17 protein-coding genes are annotated in these 18,792 nt (G+C 61.4%); 10 read left to right on the top strand and 7 right to left on the bottom strand.

From position 1 onward, the window contains the following. Positions 1-64: 64 nt before the first annotated feature. From C4J92_RS05440 to C4J92_RS05455, 4 genes are all read right to left on the bottom strand, one after another. A complete protein-coding gene (locus C4J92_RS05440; RefSeq protein WP_124403183.1) occupies positions 65-2,911 on the bottom strand; it encodes a valine--tRNA ligase in 2,847 nt (948 codons plus the stop codon). A gap of 211 nt (positions 2,912-3,122) precedes the next feature. Then, a complete protein-coding gene (locus C4J92_RS05445) occupies positions 3,123-3,497 on the bottom strand; it encodes a DNA polymerase III subunit chi (RefSeq protein WP_124403184.1) in 375 nt (124 codons plus the stop codon). A 7-nt stretch (positions 3,498-3,504) separates the two neighbouring features. Beyond that, positions 3,505-3,933, bottom strand: a complete 429-nt coding sequence (locus tag C4J92_RS05450; protein WP_124403185.1) for a DNA polymerase III subunit chi — start codon at positions 3,931-3,933, stop codon at positions 3,505-3,507. A gap of 156 nt (positions 3,934-4,089) precedes the next feature. Continuing rightward, positions 4,090-5,580, bottom strand: a complete 1,491-nt coding sequence (locus C4J92_RS05455; protein ID WP_124403186.1) for a leucyl aminopeptidase — start codon at positions 5,578-5,580, stop codon at positions 4,090-4,092. Between the two features lie 282 nt (positions 5,581-5,862). Here C4J92_RS05455 and lptF point away from each other — a divergent pair, with 282 nt between their 5' ends. The 10 genes from lptF (at position 5,863) to tadA (ending at position 16,437) form a co-directional block, all read left to right on the top strand. Further along, positions 5,863-6,981 carry an LPS export ABC transporter permease LptF gene (gene lptF / locus C4J92_RS05460; RefSeq protein WP_124365948.1) on the top strand — a complete coding sequence of 373 codons (1,119 nt, stop codon included), beginning with the start codon at positions 5,863-5,865 and terminating at the stop codon, positions 6,979-6,981. Next, positions 6,974-8,053: an LPS export ABC transporter permease LptG gene (lptG, locus tag C4J92_RS05465; RefSeq protein ID WP_124403187.1), complete on the top strand. Its 1,080-nt coding sequence runs from the start codon at positions 6,974-6,976 to the stop codon at positions 8,051-8,053. Before lptF ends, lptG begins: the two co-directional genes overlap by 8 nt. Before the next feature lie 256 nt (positions 8,054-8,309). Then, entirely contained in the window at positions 8,310-10,109 is a 1,800-nt protein-coding gene (gene lepA, locus C4J92_RS05470; RefSeq protein ID WP_124403188.1) for a translation elongation factor 4, read from the top strand. Between the two features lie 5 nt (positions 10,110-10,114). Beyond that, the gene (gene lepB / locus C4J92_RS05475) at positions 10,115-10,969 is read left to right on the top strand and encodes a signal peptidase I (protein ID WP_124361445.1); all 855 of its coding nucleotides are present in this window, start codon (positions 10,115-10,117) and stop codon (positions 10,967-10,969) included. A 147-nt stretch (positions 10,970-11,116) separates the two neighbouring features. After that, positions 11,117-11,806: a ribonuclease III gene (gene rnc / locus C4J92_RS05480; RefSeq protein ID WP_003188856.1), complete on the top strand. Its 690-nt coding sequence runs from the start codon at positions 11,117-11,119 to the stop codon at positions 11,804-11,806. After that, a complete protein-coding gene (gene era, locus C4J92_RS05485) occupies positions 11,799-12,701 on the top strand; it encodes a GTPase Era (protein ID WP_029297473.1) in 903 nt (300 codons plus the stop codon). Before rnc ends, era begins: the two co-directional genes overlap by 8 nt. A 141-nt stretch (positions 12,702-12,842) precedes the next feature. Next, on the top strand, positions 12,843-13,532 hold the full coding sequence (gene recO / locus C4J92_RS05490) for a DNA repair protein RecO (protein ID WP_124361446.1): 690 nt from the start codon (positions 12,843-12,845) through the stop codon (positions 13,530-13,532). A gap of 51 nt (positions 13,533-13,583) precedes the next feature. Continuing rightward, a complete protein-coding gene (gene pdxJ, locus C4J92_RS05495; RefSeq protein WP_124365952.1) occupies positions 13,584-14,327 on the top strand; it encodes a pyridoxine 5'-phosphate synthase in 744 nt (247 codons plus the stop codon). A gap of 233 nt (positions 14,328-14,560) precedes the next feature. Next, positions 14,561-15,943: a multicopper oxidase family protein gene (locus tag C4J92_RS05500; protein ID WP_124403189.1), complete on the top strand. Its 1,383-nt coding sequence runs from the start codon at positions 14,561-14,563 to the stop codon at positions 15,941-15,943. After that, positions 15,943-16,437 carry a tRNA adenosine(34) deaminase TadA gene (gene tadA, locus C4J92_RS05505; protein WP_124403190.1) on the top strand — a complete coding sequence of 165 codons (495 nt, stop codon included), beginning with the start codon at positions 15,943-15,945 and terminating at the stop codon, positions 16,435-16,437. The genes C4J92_RS05500 and tadA overlap by 1 nt, the downstream gene beginning before the upstream one ends. A 139-nt stretch (positions 16,438-16,576) precedes the next feature. Here tadA and cmoB read toward each other — a convergent pair whose 3' ends face one another. The 3 genes from cmoB to C4J92_RS05520 form a co-directional block, all read right to left on the bottom strand. Continuing rightward, positions 16,577-17,533: a tRNA 5-methoxyuridine(34)/uridine 5-oxyacetic acid(34) synthase CmoB gene (gene cmoB / locus C4J92_RS05510; protein WP_124403191.1), complete on the bottom strand. Its 957-nt coding sequence runs from the start codon at positions 17,531-17,533 to the stop codon at positions 16,577-16,579. After that, complete coding sequence (gene cmoA / locus C4J92_RS05515; RefSeq protein WP_124365955.1) at positions 17,530-18,273, bottom strand: carboxy-S-adenosyl-L-methionine synthase CmoA; 744 nt, start codon at positions 18,271-18,273, stop codon at positions 17,530-17,532. Before cmoA ends, cmoB begins: the two co-directional genes overlap by 4 nt. A gap of 111 nt (positions 18,274-18,384) precedes the next feature. Next, positions 18,385-18,774 (bottom strand): protease inhibitor I42 family protein, encoded by a 390-nt coding sequence (locus C4J92_RS05520; protein ID WP_124403192.1) that lies wholly within the window; start codon positions 18,772-18,774, stop codon positions 18,385-18,387. Positions 18,775-18,792 lie beyond the last annotated feature (18 nt).

The raw sequence follows: 18,792 nt of genomic DNA on the forward strand, positions 1-18,792 counted from the left end.
CACATTGACCGCATGCACAAAAAAAGAGACCCGAAGGTCTCTTTTTTTTCACACGGTTTGGCCCTTACAGGCTGGAAATCCGCGCATGTTGCTCCGCCAGCTTGCCCAAGGCCTGTTCAGCCTCGGCCAGTTTGGCGCGTTCTTTGTCAATCACTTCCGCCGGCGCCTTGTCGACGAAGGCCGCATTGGACAGCTTGCCGCCCACTCGTTGCACTTCGCCTTGCAGGCGGGCGATTTCCTTGTCGAGTCGGGCCAGTTCCGCGCCTTTATCGATCAGGCCGGCCATCGGCACCAGTACTTCCATGTCGCCGACCAGCGCGGTCGCCGACAGCGGTGCTTCGGCGCCATCAGCCAATACGGTAATCGACTCCAGTTTCGCCAGCTTCTTGAGCAGCGCATCGTTCTCGCTGAGGCGACGCTGGTCTTCGGCACTGGCGTTCTTGACGAACACGGCCAGCGGCTTGCCCGGACCGATATTCATCTCGGCGCGGATGTTGCGCGTGCCGAGCATCAAGGTCTTGAGCCATTCGATATCGCTTTCGGCGGCCTCATCGATACGTGCTTCGTTGGCCACAGGCCAAGGTTGCAGCATGATGGTCTTGCCTTCGATACCGGCCAGCGGCGCCAGGCGCTGCCAGATTTCTTCGGTGATGAACGGCATGAACGGATGCGCCAGGCGCAATGCCACTTCCAGCACGCGCACCAGGGTGCGACGGGTGCCGCGCTGGCGCTCGACCGGCGCGTTTTCGTCCCACAGCACTGGCTTGGACAGTTCCAGGTACCAGTCGCAATACTGGTTCCAGATGAACTCGTACAGGGCCTGCGCGGCCAGGTCGAAACGGAACTGGTCGAGCTGGCGGGTCACTTCGGCTTCGGTACGCTGCAGCTGCGAGATGATCCAGCGGTCGGCCAGGCTCAGCTCATAAGCTTCGCCGTTCTGGCCGCAGTCTTCGCCTTTATCCAGCACGTAGCGCGCGGCGTTCCAGATCTTGTTGCAGAAGTTGCGATAGCCTTCGACGCGGCCCATGTCGAACTTGATGTCGCGGCCGGTGGACGCCAGCGAGCAGAACGTGAAGCGCAGGGCGTCGGTGCCGTAGCTGGCGATGCCGTCGGCGAACTCGTCGCGGGTCTGCTTTTCGATCTTTTTCGCCAGCTTCGGCTGCATCAGGCCCGAGGTGCGTTTCTGCACCAGGGTTTCCAGGTCGATGCCGTCGATGATGTCCAGCGGGTCCAGGACGTTGCCCTTGGACTTGGACATCTTCTGGCCCTGGCCATCACGCACTAGGCCGTGCACATACACGGTCTTGAACGGTACCTGTGGGGTGCCGTCTTCGTTCTTCACCAAATGCATGGTCAGCATGATCATCCGGGCAACCCAGAAGAAAATGATGTCGAAGCCGGTGACCAGCACGTCGGTGGAGTGGAATTTCTTCAGGAATTCGGTCTGTTGCGGCCAACCCAGGGTGGAGAAGGTCCACAGGCCCGAGCTGAACCAGGTGTCGAGTACGTCGTTGTCCTGTTGCAGTGCCACGTCCGGCCCGAGGTTGTGCTTGGCACGTACTTCGGCTTCGTCGCGGCCTACGTAGACCTTGCCCGACTCGTCATACCAGGCCGGAATGCGGTGGCCCCACCACAACTGACGGCTGATGCACCAGTCCTGGATGTCGCGCATCCACGAGAAGTACATGTTCTCGTACTGTTTGGGCACGAACTGGATGCGACCGTCTTCAACGGCGGCAATCGCAGGCTCGGCCAGCGGCTTGGTCGACACGTACCACTGGTCGGTCAACCACGGTTCGATCACAGTGCCGGAACGGTCGCCCTTCGGCACTTTCAGGCCGTGGTCGTCCACGCTCACCAGCAATCCGGCGGCGTCGAAGGCTGCAACGATCTGCTTGCGCGCTTCAAAACGGTCCAGGCCGGCGTATTCGGCCGGGATCTTGCCGTCGATGCTCTCGTTCAGCGTACCGTCCAGGTTGAATACCTGGCAGGCCGGCAGTACGGCGGCGTTCTTGTCGAAGATATTGAGCAGCGGCAGGTTGTGGCGCTTGCCGACTTCATAGTCGTTGAAATCGTGGGCCGGGGTGATTTTCACGCAGCCGGTGCCGAATTCAGGGTCGCAGTAGTCGTCAGCGATGATCGGGATGCGGCGGCCAACCAGTGGCAGCTCGACGAACTTGCCGATCAGGGCCTGGTAGCGCTCGTCGTTCGGGTTAACCGCGACAGCGGCGTCGCCGAGCATGGTTTCCGGACGGGTGGTGGCGACGATCAGGTAAGCGTTGCCTTCAGCGGTCTTGGCGCCGTCAGCCAGCGGATACTTGAGGTTCCACAGGAAGCCTTTCTCATCGTGGTTTTCCACTTCGAGGTCGGAAATCGCCGTGTGCAACTTGGTGTCCCAGTTGACCAGACGCTTGCCGCGGTAGATCAGGCCGTCTTCATGCAAGCGCACGAAGGCTTCCTTCACCGCTTCCGACAGGCCGTCATCCATGGTGAAACGCTCGCGGCTCCAGTCTACTGACGAACCCAGGCGACGGATCTGACGGCTGATATTGCCGCCGGACTGGTCTTTCCATTCCCAGATTTTCTCCAGGAATTTCTCGCGGCCCAGGTCGTGACGGCTTTGGCCGGTGGCTTCCAGCTGGCGTTCCACCAGCATCTGGGTGGCGATGCCCGCGTGGTCGGTGCCCGGTTGCCACAGCGTGTTACGGCCTTGCATGCGGCGGAAACGGATCAACGCATCCATGATCGCATTGTTGAAGCCATGGCCCATGTGCAGGCTGCCAGTGACGTTCGGCGGTGGGATCATGATGGTGTACGAGTCGCCCGCACCTTGTGGGGCGAAATAGTTCTCGGACTCCCAGGTGTTGTACCAGGAAGTTTCGATAGCGTGGGGCTGATAGGTCTTATCCATGCGCGGCGGGACCCTAGTTGGCATTTATTCAGGAAAGCCGGCAAGTATAACGGGGGATAGGGCGAAGGGCGAGGCGAAGACAGGCTTGAGGTGCACGCGATCCAATGTGGGAGGGGGCTTGCTCCCGATAGCTGAGTGTCAGTCAGTGATGTTGTGACTGATCCACCGCTATCGGGAGCAAGCCCCCTCCCACATTGGATCTTTGTCTGGCTCAGGATTGGTACTGACTCAGCAACCGCTCCATCCGCGCATCCATCCGCCGCTTGATCTCGGCTTCGATATGCGGGGCAAAGTCGTCGATCACGTCTTGCATGATCAGTTGCGCGGCGGCGCGCAGTTCGTTGTCCAGGTGCAGCAGCAATGCGTCGGGCGCTTTTTCTGCGGCGGGAGCGGGCGGCGCGGCCACGGGCTTGGGCGCAGCAGGCTGGTTGTCGAGCATGTCGGACAACAATGGAATCTGTACCCCGGCCTCGACCGATTCGGTCAACAGCGGCGGTTGCAGGTCATCATCACCGAGCAACTGACGGATCGACTCGAGGTCGTCCAGCAAGTGGTCGTCTTTTTTCATCGGGTTGGGCGTGTCCATCATGTACTCAAAGTCGTTGTAGCCGGTGATCCTGCAGAGAATAGCCCTGTTCGCGGTAGAAACGGAAACTCTCTCGCGCGGCCTGACGAATAGCCGGGTCCTCCACCACCACTTCCGCCACACGGGCGAATGCCTTGGCGAAGGCCGGCACTTTCAGGTCGAGGTTGACCAGCAGGTCTTGGTGATCGCCGCAACTGTCGCCCAAACCCAGCACGACCAAGCCGTCGGGTTCGGATTCGGCGGGGCCGTGGGGCACGAAGCTTTCGCCCTTGAAGCGCCAGAGGCGGGCATCGAGGTCCTCGCGTTGGGCGGCATCGCTGCAATGCAGGTAGATGCGGTGGCCCATGCGCCAGGCTTTTTCGGTGAGCTTGCAGGCAAAGTCCAGCCGCGCTGAAGGATCGGCGCTGGGCAGGATGTAGAAATCGACTTGGGTCATTGCGGTTCCTGGGCTGCCGCCGTGAACTGTAGGAGCGAGCTTGCTCGCGAAGAACCTGAGAACAATGCGTTCATCCAGGATGAACGCGTTATCGTTGGCGCTCTTCGCGAGCAAGCTCGCTCCTACAGTTGACGGTGGCAGGCAGTGGGCAGGCGCTTAGGCCTTGGCGCGGTCCAGCAGGTACTGGGTCAGCAGGGGTACCGGACGGCCAGTGGCGCCCTTGTCCTTGCCGCCGCTGGTCCATGCAGTACCGGCGATGTCCAGGTGCGCCCAGTTGAAGTTCTTGGCAAATCGCGACAGGAAGCACGCTGCGGTGATGGTGCCGGCTTTCGGCCCGCCAATGTTGGCGATGTCGGCGAACGGGCTGTCCAGTTGCTCCTGGTACTCGTCGAACAGCGGCAGTTGCCAGGCGCGGTCGTCGGCGGCCTTGCCGGCGCTGAGCAATTGCTCGATCAGCTCGTCGTTATTGCCCAGCAGGCCCGATGTGTGGGCGCCCAGGGCAACCACGCAGGCACCGGTCAAGGTGGCGATGTCGATCACTGCCTGCGGCTTGAAGCGTTCGGCGTAGGTCAGCGCGTCGCACAGCACCAGGCGGCCTTCGGCGTCGGTGTTGAGGATTTCCACGGTCTGGCCGCTCATGGTCGTGACGATATCGCCTGGGCGGGCAGCACCGCCGCTCGGCATGTTCTCGGCGCAGGCCAGGATGCACACCAGGTTGATCGGCAGCTTGAGTTCCAGCACGGCGCGCAGGGTGCCGAACACGCTGGCGGCGCCGCCCATGTCGTACTTCATCTCATCCATGCCGGCGCCCGGCTTGAGGCTGATGCCGCCGGTGTCGAAGGTGATGCCTTTGCCGACCAGCGCGTACGGCTTCTCGGACTTCTTGCCGCCGTTGTACTGCATCACGATCAGGCGTGGCGGCTGGTCGCTGCCCTGGCCCACGGCATAGAACGAACCCATGCCCAGGTCCTTGATCTTTTTCTCGTCCAGCACTTCGACCTTGAGGCCCTTGAATTCTTTGCCCAGCGCCTTGGCCTGTTCGCCGAGGAAGGTTGGGTGGCAGATGTTCGGCGGCAGGTTGCCCAGGTCGCGGGTGAATGACATGCCGTTGGCGATAGCCGTTGCATGAGTGACGGCGCGCTCGACTTCAGCCTGGGCAGCCTTGATGGTCAGCAGGGTGATTTTTTTCAGCGCGCGGGGTTCGGCTTTCTGGCTCTTGAACTGGTCGAAAACGTAGCCGCCGTCCACCAGGCTTTCGGCCAGCAGACGGGTCTTTCCGTAGCTGTCACGGCCTTTTAAGACGATTTCATCGAGTGCCAGTGCCGCATCGCTGCCGCCCAGGCCTTTAAGGGTGGTAAGGATGGCGCTGATGATCTTGCGGAACGGACGATCATCCAGCTCGGCGTCCTTGCCCACGCCCACCAGCAATACGCGCTCAGCCTTGAGGTTCGGCAGGCTCTGCAGCAGCAGGCTCTGGCCGACTTTGCCGGCCAGGTCGCCGCGCTTGAGCACGGCGCTGATGGCGCCGCCGCTCAGTTCATCGAGTTGCTTGGCGGCAACGCCGAGTTTGCGGCCTTCGCCGACAGCGACCACGAGGGTGGCGGTTTTCAACGTTTCGGGGCTAACGCTTTTTACAACCAATTCCATTTTCGGGTCCCTTATACGGTCGGTGAGCCTGGCATGTGTACCCAGGCTTTAAAGCGTGGCAGCCTTGTAAACCGCCAGCGACAAAGGCCGCAGTTTGAACCTCGCCGGCGGAGCCTGACAACCCTCGAAGCACGCTTTGTGTGTGCGCATGAGGTTGCGCAGTGACAGGCGCGGTCAATCACAGGATAATGCGCCATCTTTTTAGCCGGCCCGCGCAAACGGGTCGACTCGGTATGCTTGCTTGTTTGGCCGCCTTAGCCTGACAACCCTGGAGTGTCTGGTTTGATCGTCTTCCGTTATCTATCCCGCGAAGTCCTGTTGACCCTGAGTGCCGTGAGTGCGGTATTGCTGGTCATCATCATGAGTGGTCGTTTCGTCAAATTCCTTGCACAGGCCGCCTCGGGCGCCCTGGATCCGGGCTCTTTGTTCCTGATCATGGGCTTTCGCCTGCCGGGCTTCTTGCAACTGATCCTGCCGCTCGGCCTGTTCCTTGGCATCCTGCTGGCATATGGCCGGCTCTATCTCGAAAGCGAGATGACCGTGCTGTCGGCCACCGGCATGAGCCAGCAGCGCCTGCTGGCCATGACCATGGTGCCGGCCGCCGGAGTTGCCCTGTTGGTGGCCTGGTTGAGCCTGAGCCTGGCGCCTCAGGGGGCCATGCAGTTCCAGCTGTTGCTGAACAAGCAGGACGCGATGACCGAGTTCGACACCCTCGAACCCGGGCGTTTCCAGGCGCTCAACGACGGCACGCGCGTGACCTATACCGAAGAAATGACCGAAGACCGTTCCAACCTGAGCGGCGTGTTCATTTCCCAGAAAAACCTCGGCAAGGACCAGAAAGACCGTGGCATCTCGATCCTGGTGGCCGACGGCGGCCGCCAGGAAGTGCGCCCCGACGGCAGCCGCTACCTGATCCTGGACAACGGCTATCGCTACGATGGCAGCCCGGGGTTGGCCGATTACCGCGTGATCAAGTACGACACCTACGGCGTGATGCTGCCCAAGCCCGATATCAGCGACGAAGTCACCGACCGCGATGCGCTCCCGACCGCATCGCTGTTCGGTAGCCAGGAGCTGCGCTCGATCGCCGAGCTGCAATGGCGCCTGTCGCTGCCGCTGCTGGTATTCATCGTGACCTTGATGGCCGTGCCGCTGTCGCGCGTCAACCCGCGTCAGGGCCGATTCCTCAAGCTGCTGCCGGCAATCCTGTTGTATATGGCGTACCTGACCATCCTGATTTCCGCCCGTGGCTCCCTGGAGAAGGGCAAGATTCCGCCCGCCCTGGGCCTGTGGTGGGTACACGGGATTTTCCTGGTGATCGGCCTGGGGCTTCTCTACTGGGAGCCTATCCGTTTGAAAATGAAGAGCCGTCGTGGCCTGAAGGAGTTGGCTCGTGGCTAAGCTCGATCGCTACATTGGTAGCAGCGTACTGATCGCCATCCTGGCGGTATTGGGCATCATCCTGGGCCTGGCCTCGCTGTTTGCGTTCATCGACGAAGTGGGCAACGTCACCGATACCTACACGGTCACCGACGTGCTGAGCTTCGTGGCGCTGACCGCGCCGCGTCGTCTCTACGACATGATGCCGATGGCCGGCCTGATCGGCTGCCTGATCGGCCTGGGCACCCTGGCCAGCAACAGCGAATTGACCATCATGCGCGCGGCGGGCGTGTCCATCGGGCGTATCGTCTGGGCGGTGATGAAGCCAATGCTGCTGCTGATGGCGTGCAGCGTGCTGATCGGCGAATACGTCGCGCCACCGTCCGAAGCCACCGCCCAGGCCAATCGCGCCCTGGCCCAGGGTTCGGGTGATGCGCAGAGTTCCAAGCACGGCCTGTGGCATCGCCAGGGTGACCAGTTCATCCACATCAACGCCGTGCAGCCCGGCGGGTTGTTGGTCGGGGTGACGCGCTACACGTTCGACAAGGAGCGGCACATGCTGAGCTCCAGTTTCGCCAAGCGCGCGCAGTATGACGGTGAAAAATGGCAGCTGAGCGACGTCACCACCACGCTCTTCCATAACGTGGGCCAGGGCATCAAGTCCAGTACCGAAGTGGTCAATGAGCCCACCCAGGCATGGGACATCGCGCTCAAGCCGGAACTGCTCAATACCGTGATCATGGTCCCGGAAACCCTGCCGATCTCGGGGCTTTGGAGCTACATCCACTACCTCAAGGAACAGGGCCTGAACAATGGCCGCTACTGGCTGGCGTTCTGGGTCAAGGTGCTGCAGCCGGTGGTCACCGCCGCGCTGGTGTTGATGGCGATCTCCTTCATCTTCGGCCCGTTGCGCTCCGTGACCCTCGGCCAGCGGGTATTCACCGGCGTGCTGGTGGGCTTCACTTTCCGCATCGCCCAGGACCTGCTGGGGCCGTCGAGCCTGGTATTCGGCTTCTCGCCGCTGTTTGCAGTGCTGGTGCCGACGTTTATCTGCGCCGTGGCCGGGTTCTGGTTGTTGCGCCGAGCCGGTTGATTGCGCGCACGCTGAATGCCCCCGCTGTAGGAGCGAGCTTGCTCGCGAAAATCTGCGATACGCCGCGTTCGTCCAGGATGAGCGCATTATCGTTGGCGATCTTCGCGAGCAAGCTCGCTCCTACGATATTGAGCCCCGTGGAAACGGGGCTTTTTTGTGCTCGTCAGCAAAGATGACGTCTGGCCTGAGCATCAGGTACAATTCCCGGCTATTTTTCAGCGGGCAATCTGCCTGCAGCCTTTTTGAGTGTTGATCCGTGAGTGATTTGAGTCATATCCGCAATTTCTCCATCATCGCCCACATTGACCATGGCAAGTCGACGCTGGCCGATCGATTCATCCAGATGTGCGGCGGCCTTGCCGAGCGTGAAATGGAAGCCCAGGTCCTGGACTCCATGGACCTCGAGCGTGAACGCGGGATCACCATCAAGGCCCATAGCGTCACCCTGTACTACACCGCCAAAAACGGCATCAAGTACCAGCTGAACTTCATTGACACCCCCGGCCACGTTGACTTCACCTACGAAGTCAGCCGCTCGCTGGCGGCCTGTGAAGGTGCCTTGCTGGTGGTCGACGCCGGCCAGGGCGTCGAGGCTCAGTCCGTAGCCAACTGCTATACCGCCATCGAGCAGGGCCTGGAGGTCATGCCGGTGCTGAACAAGATCGACCTGCCCCAGGCCGATCCGGACCGCGTAAAAGAAGAAATCGAAAAAATCATCGGCATTGACGCCACCGACGCCGTCGAGTGCAGCGCCAAGACGGGCCTGGGCGTCGACGAAGTGCTCGAGCGCCTGGTCAAGACCATCCCGGCCCCTACCGGTAACTACGAAGATCCGCTGCAGGCGTTGATCATCGATTCCTGGTTCGACAACTACCTGGGCGTCGTGTCCCTGGTGCGCGTACGCCATGGCCGCGTGAAGAAGGGCGACAAGATCCTGGTCAAATCCACCGGCAAGATCCACCTGGTGGACAGCGTCGGTGTGTTCAACCCCAAGCACACCGCCACCACAGACCTGAAAGCCGGTGAAGTGGGCTTCATCATTGCGGGTATCAAGGACATTCACGGGGCGCCGGTAGGTGACACCCTGACCTTGAGTTCCACCCCCGATGTCGACGTGCTGCCGGGCTTCAAACGCATCCAGCCGCAGGTCTACGCCGGCCTGTTCCCGGTCAGCTCCGACGACTTCGAAGACTTCCGCGAAGCCCTGCAGAAGCTGACCCTCAACGACTCGTCCCTGCAGTACACCCCGGAAAGTTCCGACGCCCTGGGCTTCGGCTTCCGTTGCGGGTTCCTGGGCATGCTGCACATGGAAATCATCCAGGAGCGCCTGGAGCGCGAATACGACCTGGACCTGATCACCACCGCGCCGACGGTTATTTTTGAGCTGGCGCTGAAAACCGGTGAAACGATTTACGTCGACAACCCGTCCAAGCTTCCGGATCTGTCGTCCATCGAAGACATGCGCGAGCCGATCGTGCGGGCCAATATCCTGGTTCCGCAGGAGCACCTGGGCAACGTCATCACCCTGTGTATCGAAAAACGTGGCGTGCAGCACGACATGTTGTTCCTCGGTACCCAGGTGCAAGTGACCTACGATTTGCCGATGAACGAAGTGGTCCTGGACTTCTTCGACCGTCTCAAATCCACCAGCCGCGGCTATGCTTCGCTGGATTACCATTTCGATCGTTACCAATCGGCTAATCTGGTGAAACTGGATGTGCTGATCAACGGCGACAAGGTCGATGCCCTGGCACTGATCGTGCACAAGGACAATGCGCACTACAAAGGTCGCCAGTTGACCGAGAAGATGAAAGAACTGATTCCGCGCCAGATGTTCGACGTCGCGATCCAGGCCGCCATCGGCGGGCAGATCATTGCGCGGACCTCCGTCAAGGCACTCAGAAAGAACGTACTGGCCAAATGCTACGGCGGTGACGTAAGCCGTAAGCGCAAGCTGCTTGAGAAGCAAAAGGCCGGTAAAAAACGCATGAAGCAAGTGGGCAACGTGGAAATTCCACAAGAAGCCTTCCTTGCGGTGCTCAGGTTGGATAGTTAGGTCCTATGTCACTAAATTTCCCGCTGTTGCTGGTCATCGCCGTCGCCGTTTGCGGCCTCCTGGCGTTGCTCGATCTGGTGTTCTTCGCCCCGCGTCGGCGGGCGGCTATCGCCTCCTATCAGGGCAGCGTCAGCCAGCCTGATGCGGTGGTGGTCGAGAAGCTGAACAAGGAGCCCTTGCTGGTTGAATACGGCAAGTCGTTCTTCCCGGTGTTGTTCATCGTGCTGGTGCTGCGTTCGTTCCTGGTGGAGCCGTTCCAGATCCCGTCGGGGTCGATGAAACCTACGCTGGACGTGGGCGACTTCATCCTGGTGAACAAGTTTTCCTACGGGATCCGCTTGCCGGTGATCGACAAGAAGGTCATCGAAGTCGGTGACCCGCAGCGCGGCGATGTGATGGTGTTCCGCTACCCAAGCGACCCGAACGTCAACTACATCAAGCGGGTGGTCGGCCTGCCGGGCGACGTGATCCGCTACACCAGCGACAAGCGCCTGTTCGTCAACGGTGAGTCGGTGGCCGAGAAGCTGCTGGGCGCCGAGCCGAATACCTTGGGCAGCGCCGAGTTGTACCAGGAAAAACTCGGTACGGTAGAGCACCAGATCCGCAAGGAAATGAGCCGCTACCGCGCGATGCCCGATGGCCAGTGGAAAGTGCCTGCCGGGCACTATTTCATGATGGGCGACAACCGCGACAACTCCAATGACAGCCGCTACTGGGACGACCCCACTATTCCCAAGGACCTGCTGGGCATGGTGCCTGACGAAAATATTGTCGGCAAAGCCTTCGCGGTCTGGATGAGTTGGCCTGAACCCAAGCTCAGCCACCTGCCGAACTTCTCGCGGGTAGGGCTGATCAAGTAATACAAGCGGCGCTGTGAACACAGCGCCGAATGCTTTTCTGGGGCTTGGACATTTTCCGCTGCCCCGCAGCACCCATCAGGATTTGAATTTGAACACTGCGTCAATCGTCGATGGCCGCCGGTGCCACCAACTAGATATGGATAAACCGTGACCGTTTCTCTCAGTCGTCTCGAGCGTCAGCTCGGCTACACCTTCAAGGACCAGGAATTGATGGTCCTTGCCCTCACACACCGCAGCTTTGCAGGGCGCAATAACGAGCGCCTGGAATTCCTCGGTGACGCCATCCTCAACTTCGCCGCCGGTGAGGCGCTCTTCGAGCGTTTTCCCCAGGCCCGTGAAGGCCAGCTTTCGCGTCTGCGTGCACGCCTTGTGAAAGGCGAGACCCTGGCCGTGCTGGCCCGAGGTTTCGGCCTGGGCGAGTACCTGCGGCTGGGCTCCGGTGAATTGAAAAGCGGCGGTTTCCGGCGCGAGTCGATCCTGGCTGATGCCCTGGAAGCATTGATCGGTGCGATCTACCTCGATGCCGGGATGGAAACGGCCAAGGAGCGCGTGGTCGCCTGGCTGGCGTCGGAAATCGAGAGCCTGACGCTGGTCGACACCAACAAAGATCCCAAGACCCGCCTGCAGGAATACCTGCAATCGCGCGGTTGCGAACTGCCACGCTACGAAGTGGTGGATATCCAGGGTGAGCCGCATTGCCGCGTGTTCTTCGTGGAATGTGAAATCACTTTACTGAACGAAAAAAGCCGAGGTCAGGGTGTGAGCCGTCGTATTGCCGAACAGGTAGCGGCCGCTGCAGCACTGATTGCCCTGGGCGTGGAGAATGGCCATGACTGATTCAACCGCAACACGCTGTGGCTATGTTGCCATCGTCGGCCGCCCGAACGTGGGCAAGTCCACGCTGCTGAACCACATCCTCGGCCAGAAGCTCGCGATCACCTCGCGCAAGCCGCAGACCACCCGCCACAACATGCTGGGCATCAAGACCGAAGGCAACGTGCAAGCGGTCTATGTGGACACCCCCGGTATGCACAAAGGCGGCGAAAAAGCGCTTAACCGCTACATGAACAAGACCGCTTCGGCGGCGTTGAAAGACGTCGACGTGGTGATCTTCGTGGTTGACCGCACCAAGTGGACCGACGAAGACCAGATGGTCCTCGAGCGTGTGCAGTACGTCACCGGGCCCTTGATCGTCGCGCTGAACAAGACCGACCGCATCGAAGACAAAGCCGAGCTGATGCCGCACCTGAGCTGGCTGCAGGAACAACTGCCAAACGCCCAGATCATGCCGATCTCGGCGCAGCACGGCCACAACCTCGAAGCCCTGGAACGCGTGATCGCCGGCTACCTGCCGGAGAACGAGCATTTCTTCCCGGAAGATCAGATCACCGACCGCAGCAGCCGCTTCCTTGCCGCCGAACTGGTGCGCGAGAAAATCATGCGCCAGATGGGCGCCGAGCTGCCGTACCAGATCACCGTTGAAATCGAAGAGTTCAAGCAGCAGGGCAAAACCCTGCACATTCATGCGTTGATCCTCGTTGAACGTGACGGCCAGAAGAAAATCATCATTGGCGACAAGGGCGAGCGCATCAAGCGCATCGGCACCGAGGCACGCAAAGACATGGAATTGCTGTTCGATTCCAAGATCATGCTTAACCTGTGGGTGAAGGTGAAAGGTGGTTGGTCTGATGATGAGCGTGCGTTGCGCTCCCTCGGCTACGGCGACCTGTAAGCACACCGCAGGGCTTAAAATGTGGGAGGGGGCTTGCTCCGATGGCAGTCTGTCAGTCACTTATGTGTTAATTGACCCACCGCTATCGGGAGCAAGCCCCCTCCCACATTAGGTTTATGTTGTTTTCAAGATCGAGAACCCATGTCCCCAACCCCACCCCCCAGCCAGCTCGCCTACGTCCTGCACAGCCGCGCCTACCGTGAGACCAGCGCGCTGGTGGACTTCCTCACGCCTCAAGGTCGCCTGCGCGCGGTTTTGCGCAGTGCGCGGGGCAAGGCCGGTACGTTGGCGCGGCCCTTCGTGGCGCTGGACGTGGAGTTTCGTGGCAAGGGCGAGTTGAAGAACGTGGGCCGCCTGGAAAGCGTTGGCACCTCTGCCTGGCTCAATGGTGATGCGCTGTTCAGTGGGCTCTACCTCAATGAGCTGCTGATTCGCCTGTTGCCCGCCGAAGACCCGCACCCGGCGGTCTTCGATCACTACGCCGCCACCTTGCTCGCCCTCGCTGAAGGCCGTCCCCTGGAGCCGCTGCTGCGCGCCTTCGAATGGCGCCTGCTGGATGACCTGGGCTACGGTTTTGAACTGCACAACGACCTGCACGGTGATCCCGTCGCTGCCGACGGCATGTACCGCCTGCAAGTGGACGCAGGCCTTGAGCGTGTGTACTTGTTGCAACCCGGTCTGTTCCAGGGCACCGAACTGTTGGCCATGAGCGAGGCGGACTGGACCGCCCCCGGCGCTTTGTCCGCCGCCAAGCGCCTGATGCGCCAGGCCTTGGCCGTGCACCTGGGCGGACGGCCGCTGGTCAGTCGCGAGTTGTTTCGAAAGCCCTGACATCCCCGTGTATGCTGTGCACCGATTCTTTCCCTTTTCAGGAGCGCTTCCGTGAGCACCAGCAATCGCATTCTTCTTGGCGTCAACATCGACCACGTCGCCACCCTGCGCCAGGCCCGGGGCACCCGTTACCCTGACCCGGTCAAGGCTGCGCTGGACGCCGAAGAAGCGGGTGCCGACGGCATCACCGTGCACCTGCGCGAAGACCGCCGCCACATCCAGGAGCGCGACGTGTTGCTGCTCAAGGACGTGCTGCAGACCCGCATGAACTTCGAAATGGGCGTCACCGAGGAAATGATGGCGTTCGCCGAGCGCATCCGCCCGGCGCACATTTGCCTGGTGCCGGAGACTCGTCAGGAACTGACCACCGAAGGCGGCCTCGACGTGGCCGGCCAGGAAGCGCGGATCAAGGCTGCCGTGGAGCGCCTGTCGAAGATCGGCAGCGAAGTGTCGTTGTTCATCGACGCCGACGAGCGCCAGATCGAAGCCTCGCGCCGCGTCGGCGCGCCGGCGATCGAGCTGCACACCGGTCGCTACGCCGATGCCACCACGCCGACCGAAGTGGCCGAGGAGCTGCAACGCATCATCGACGGTGTGAACTGCGGCCTCACTGAAGGCCTGATCGTCAACGCCGGCCATGGACTGCACTACCACAACGTCGAAGCCGTGGCCGCGATCAAGGGCATCAACGAACTGAATATCGGGCACGCGCTGGTGGCTCATGCGCTGTTCGTCGGCTTCAAAGGCGCTGTGGCCGAGATGAAAGCCCTGATTCTGGCCGCCGCCAAGCACTAGAAAACAATGCAAATCCAATGTGGGAGGGGGCTTGCTCCCGATAGCGGTGGATCAGTCAATATATGTACTGACTGACACCCTGCTATCGGGAGCAAGCCCCCTCCCACATTGGGACCCCAGTGAATTGTAGAATTGCACCATGCGGCAATGCGAACCCTTACTGTTTAGCCCGCGCAGGTGTATCGTATCTGCCCTTTGCGGGCCCTGGCCTGCGACCGATACGTGAGGTTGTTGTGTCCCAATCGTTTTCCCGTCGACAGATCCTCGGTGGCCTTGCCGGCCTGGCCGTCGTGGGTGTGGGTGCCGGTGGCGCCTATCGCTACTGGCTGGGCAAGGTTGCCGATGCCAACGCAGGAAGCGACTATCAACTGATCGCCGCGCCGCTCGATGTGGAACTGGTGCCGGGCCACACCACCCAAGCCTGGGCGTTCGGCCCCTCTGCGCCGGGCACCGAGCTGCGCGTGCGCCAGGGCGAATGGCTGCGGGTGCGCTTTATCAACCACCTGCCGGTCGCCACCACCATCCACTGGCATGGCATTCGCCTGCCGCTGGAAATGGACGGCGTGCCCTATGTCTCGCAATTGCCGGTATTGCCAGGGGAATACTTCGACTACAAGTTCCGTGTACCCGACGCCGGCAGCTACTGGTACCACCCCCATGTGAACAGCAGCGAAGAACTCGGCCGTGGCCTGGTCGGGCCGTTGATCATCGAAGAGCGCGAGCCCACCGGTTTCAAGCACGAACGCACCCTCAGCCTGAAAAGCTGGCACGTCGATGAAGAGGGCGCCTTCGTGGCGTTCAGTATTCCCCGCGAGGCGGCGCGTGGCGGTACGGCGGGGCGGTTGTCCACCATCAACGGCGTGGCCCAGGCGGTGATCGACCTGCCGGCCGGGCAGATCACCCGCGTGCGCCTGCTCAACCTCGACAACACCCTGACTTATCGCATCAACATCCCGGATGTCGAAGCGCAGATCTACGCGCTGGACGGCAACCCCATCGAGCCGCGCCCGCTGGGCAAGGAATACTGGCTGGGCCCTGGCATGCGTATTTGCCTGGCCATCAAGGCGCCGCCGGCAGGCGAAGAGCTGTCGATCCGCAATGGCCCGGTGCGTCTGGGTACGTTCCGCTCGGTGGCCAATACCGACGCGCCGAGCGAATGGCCGCCCGCATTGCCGCCCAACCCGGTTGCCGAACCGGACCTGGCCAATGCGGAAAAACTCAACTTCAATTTCGAGTGGGTCGGCTCGGTGTCGGTCAACCTCGACAACGGCAAGCCACCGAGCTTGTGGCAGATCAACGGCCAGGCCTGGGATATCACCGACAAAACCTGCGCCGACCGCCCGATCGCCAAATTGGAGAAGGGCAAAAGCTATATTTTCGAATTGAAGAACATGACCCAGTACCAGCACCCGATCCACCTGCACGGCATGAGCTTCAAGGTAATTGCCTCGAACCGCCACAAGGTCATCCCGTATTTCACCGACACCTATCTGCTGGGCAAGAACGAACGCGCCCGCGTGGCGTTGGTGGCGGATAACCCGGGGGTGTGGATGTTCCACTGCCATGTGATCGACCATATGGAAACCGGCCTGATGGCCGCCATCGAGGTGGCGTGATGCGCCAGATTCGCCCGGCGATCATCGACCGCAGCCGCGACCAAACCTTCATGCGCGAAGCTCTGGCACTCGCCGCCCAGGGCGCGGCGCTGGGCGAAGTGCCGGTGGGCGCGGTTCTGGTGCAAAACGGTGAAATCATCGGCCGCGGTTTCAACTGCCCGATCAGCGGCAATGACCCAAGCGCGCATGCCGAAATGGTCGCCATCCGCGCCGCTGCGCAAGCGATCAGCAACTATCGCCTGGTGGGCAGCACGCTGTATGTGACGTTGGAGCCGTGCAGCATGTGCGCCGGCCTGATCGTGCATTCGCGGGTGGCGCGGGTGGTGTACGGCGCGCTGGAGCCCAAGGCCGGGATTGTGCAGAGCCAGGGGCAGTTTTTTACCCAGGGGTTTCTGAACCATCGGGTGTTGTTTGAGGGTGGGGTGCTGGCTGAAGAGTGTGGGACGGTGTTGAGTGAATTCTTCAAAGCCCGCCGTGCCAAGCCACCGCTCTAAAGAACACTGATAAGCAAATGTGGGAGGGGGCTTGCTCCCGATGGCGGTGGGTCAGCTACAACCATGCTGACTGACACACTGCTATCGGGAGCAAGCCCCCTCCCACATTTAGATCCCTGTTGTTTCAGGAATATGGGGGTTACTTTTTGGCGATGATCACCGCCCGCATCGGCGCCGGTAGCCCTTCAATCGTCTTGCTGTGATCTTCCGGATCCAGGAAGTCGCTGAGGGATTGGTATTTCATCCACTCGGTCCCACGCTGTTCCTCCACCGTGGTCACACTCACATCCACGCAGCGCACATCACTGAAACCGGCACGGCGCAGCCATAGCATCAACGCCGGGACCGAGGGCAGGAACCATACGTTACGCATCTGCGCGTAGCGGTCTTCGGGTACCAGCACTTGTTGCTGGTCGCCTTCCACCACCAGGGTTTCCAGCACCAGTTCGCCGCCCTTGACCAGGGTGTCTTTCAGCGCCAGCAGATGTTCGATCGGTGAACGACGGTGATAGAACACGCCCATGGAAAACACCGTGTCGAAGCCTTCAAGGTTCGCCGGCAGGTCTTCGAACGGGAACGGCAGGTGCCAGGCCCTGGGTGCTGACAGGTACCGCTGCACCGCCTGGAACTGGCAGAAGAACAGCCAGTTCGGGTCGACGCCAATCACGCTGTCGGCGCCGGCGCCGAGCATGCGCCACATGTAATAGCCGTTGCCGCAGCCCACGTCGAGGATGCGCTTACCGTTCAAATTCAGGTGCGGCGCCACCCGCGACCACTTCCAGTCCGAGCGCCATTCGGTGTCCACATGCACGCCGAACAGGTGGAACGGCCCCTTGCGCCACGGGCTCAGGCCCATCAGCGCGGTGTGCATTTGCGCACGGGTGACGTCATCGCAGTCAGTGTCCAGCACCAGGCCTGTGAGCAGGTCGACTTGGCTGGGCTGGATCTTCGGCAGCGCGTCCAATGCACTTTGCCAGCGCTCCAGGTCGCCATGGCCTTTTTCCATTTTGCTATCGAGCTGCGCTTGCAGGCCCTGGGCCCACACGGCCAAGGGAGTGCCGACCAGATGGCGGGCGAGGGGAGACAAATCAATCATGGCAAGGCAATCAACGAGGCAAAGTTAAGACACTGGAACCACGGCACGACTTTCGAGAACCCGGCCGCCAGCAGGCGTTCGCGGTGTTCTTCGAGGCTGTCGGGCTTCATGACGTTTTCGATGGCGCTGCGCTTCTGGGCGATTTCCAGCTCGCTGTAGCCGTTGGCGCGTTTGAACGCGATATGCAGGTCGGTCAGCAGCGCCTGTTCCTGGGCATCGTTGAAGCGCAGCTTTTCCGAGAGGATGAGCGCACCGCCCGGCAGCAGCGACTGACGGATGCGCCCGAGCAACGCCAGGCGTTCATCGGGGGCGATGAATTGCAGGGTGAAGTTCAGCGCGACCACCGAGGCCGGCTGGAAGTGCAGGGCGAGGATATCGCCCTCGATCACCTCCACCGGCAGCAATTCCTGAAACATCGAATCCTGGCCATTGAGGTATTCGCGGCAGCGTTCGACCATCGCCGTCGAGTTATCCACCGCGATCACCCGGCACCCGTCGGTACGCACATGGCGGCGCAGGGCCTGGGTCACGGCGCCCAGGGACGAGCCCAGGTCATACAGCACACTGCCCGGCTGGGCGAACTGGGCGGCGAGCACGCCGAGGTTCTCAACGATGGTCGGGTAACCGGGCACCGAGCGCTTGATCATGTCCGGGAACACCCGCACCACGTCTTCGTTAAAGGCGAAGTCCGGCACCTGGGGCAGGGGCTGGGCGAATAGGCGATCGGGTTCTTTGCTCACGGTTGTTCCGGCGACGAGGAAGGAAAGGCCGGCATTTTAGCCAACTTGGCCCGCGGATGCGCGGGTTGTCTGATGGAAAGCCGAGGGCCGGCAGCGGCTAAGGTCAGCCCGTCAGTTCACCGTAATGGCGCAGTCGAACGTCTGGGCGGGTTCGGCCTCCGGCTCCCACGGTTGCTGGGAGGTCAGGCGCAAACGGCCTTGCCCGGCGGTAAAGGCCTGGAAGCGCCAGGTGGACTGGCCGCCGCCACCGATCACGCCGGATTCGCTGCTGCTGTATACCTCCGGGCTCAGTGCCCGCAACACGCCGCCGGCGGAATCCTGGATAGCCCAGCGGTAGCCGGTGGTGGGGTTGCTGGGCAGGGTGAGGATCAGGTTCTGACCGGATTTGAGCTGCAGCGGGCAGGCGCTCTGGTCGTCCACGCTGATGTTTTGCTTCGGCGCGCTGGCGCATGCGGCCAGCAGGGCAAGGCTCAAGGGGAGAAACAGGCGGGCAACGGTCATGGGGGCTCCGGTTGTACA

Origin of the sequence: Pseudomonas sp. R3-18-08 (assembly GCF_003852065.1) — a bacterium.
Classification (GTDB): domain Bacteria; phylum Pseudomonadota; class Gammaproteobacteria; order Pseudomonadales; family Pseudomonadaceae; genus Aquipseudomonas.

What these genes read in the sequence shown, in the direction of transcription:
- era (WP_029297473.1), top strand. Translation starts at nt 11,799, where the DNA reads ATGACTGATTCAACCGCAACACGCTGTGGCTATGTTGCCATCGTCGGC.
- recO (WP_124361446.1), top strand. Translation starts at nt 12,843, where the DNA reads ATGTCCCCAACCCCACCCCCCAGCCAGCTCGCCTACGTCCTGCACAGC.
- cmoB (WP_124403191.1), bottom strand. Translation starts at nt 17,533, where the DNA reads ATGATTGATTTGTCTCCCCTCGCCCGCCATCTGGTCGGCACTCCCTTG.
- C4J92_RS05440 (WP_124403183.1), bottom strand. Translation starts at nt 2,911, where the DNA reads ATGGATAAGACCTATCAGCCCCACGCTATCGAAACTTCCTGGTACAAC.
- C4J92_RS05520 (WP_124403192.1), bottom strand. Translation starts at nt 18,774, where the DNA reads ATGACCGTTGCCCGCCTGTTTCTCCCCTTGAGCCTTGCCCTGCTGGCC.
- C4J92_RS05455 (WP_124403186.1), bottom strand. Translation starts at nt 5,580, where the DNA reads ATGGAATTGGTTGTAAAAAGCGTTAGCCCCGAAACGTTGAAAACCGCC.
- C4J92_RS05450 (WP_124403185.1), bottom strand. Translation starts at nt 3,933, where the DNA reads ATGACCCAAGTCGATTTCTACATCCTGCCCAGCGCCGATCCTTCAGCG.
- C4J92_RS05445 (WP_124403184.1), bottom strand. Translation starts at nt 3,497, where the DNA reads ATGGACACGCCCAACCCGATGAAAAAAGACGACCACTTGCTGGACGAC.
- lepB (WP_124361445.1), top strand. Translation starts at nt 10,115, where the DNA reads ATGTCACTAAATTTCCCGCTGTTGCTGGTCATCGCCGTCGCCGTTTGC.
- tadA (WP_124403190.1), top strand. Translation starts at nt 15,943, where the DNA reads ATGCGCCAGATTCGCCCGGCGATCATCGACCGCAGCCGCGACCAAACC.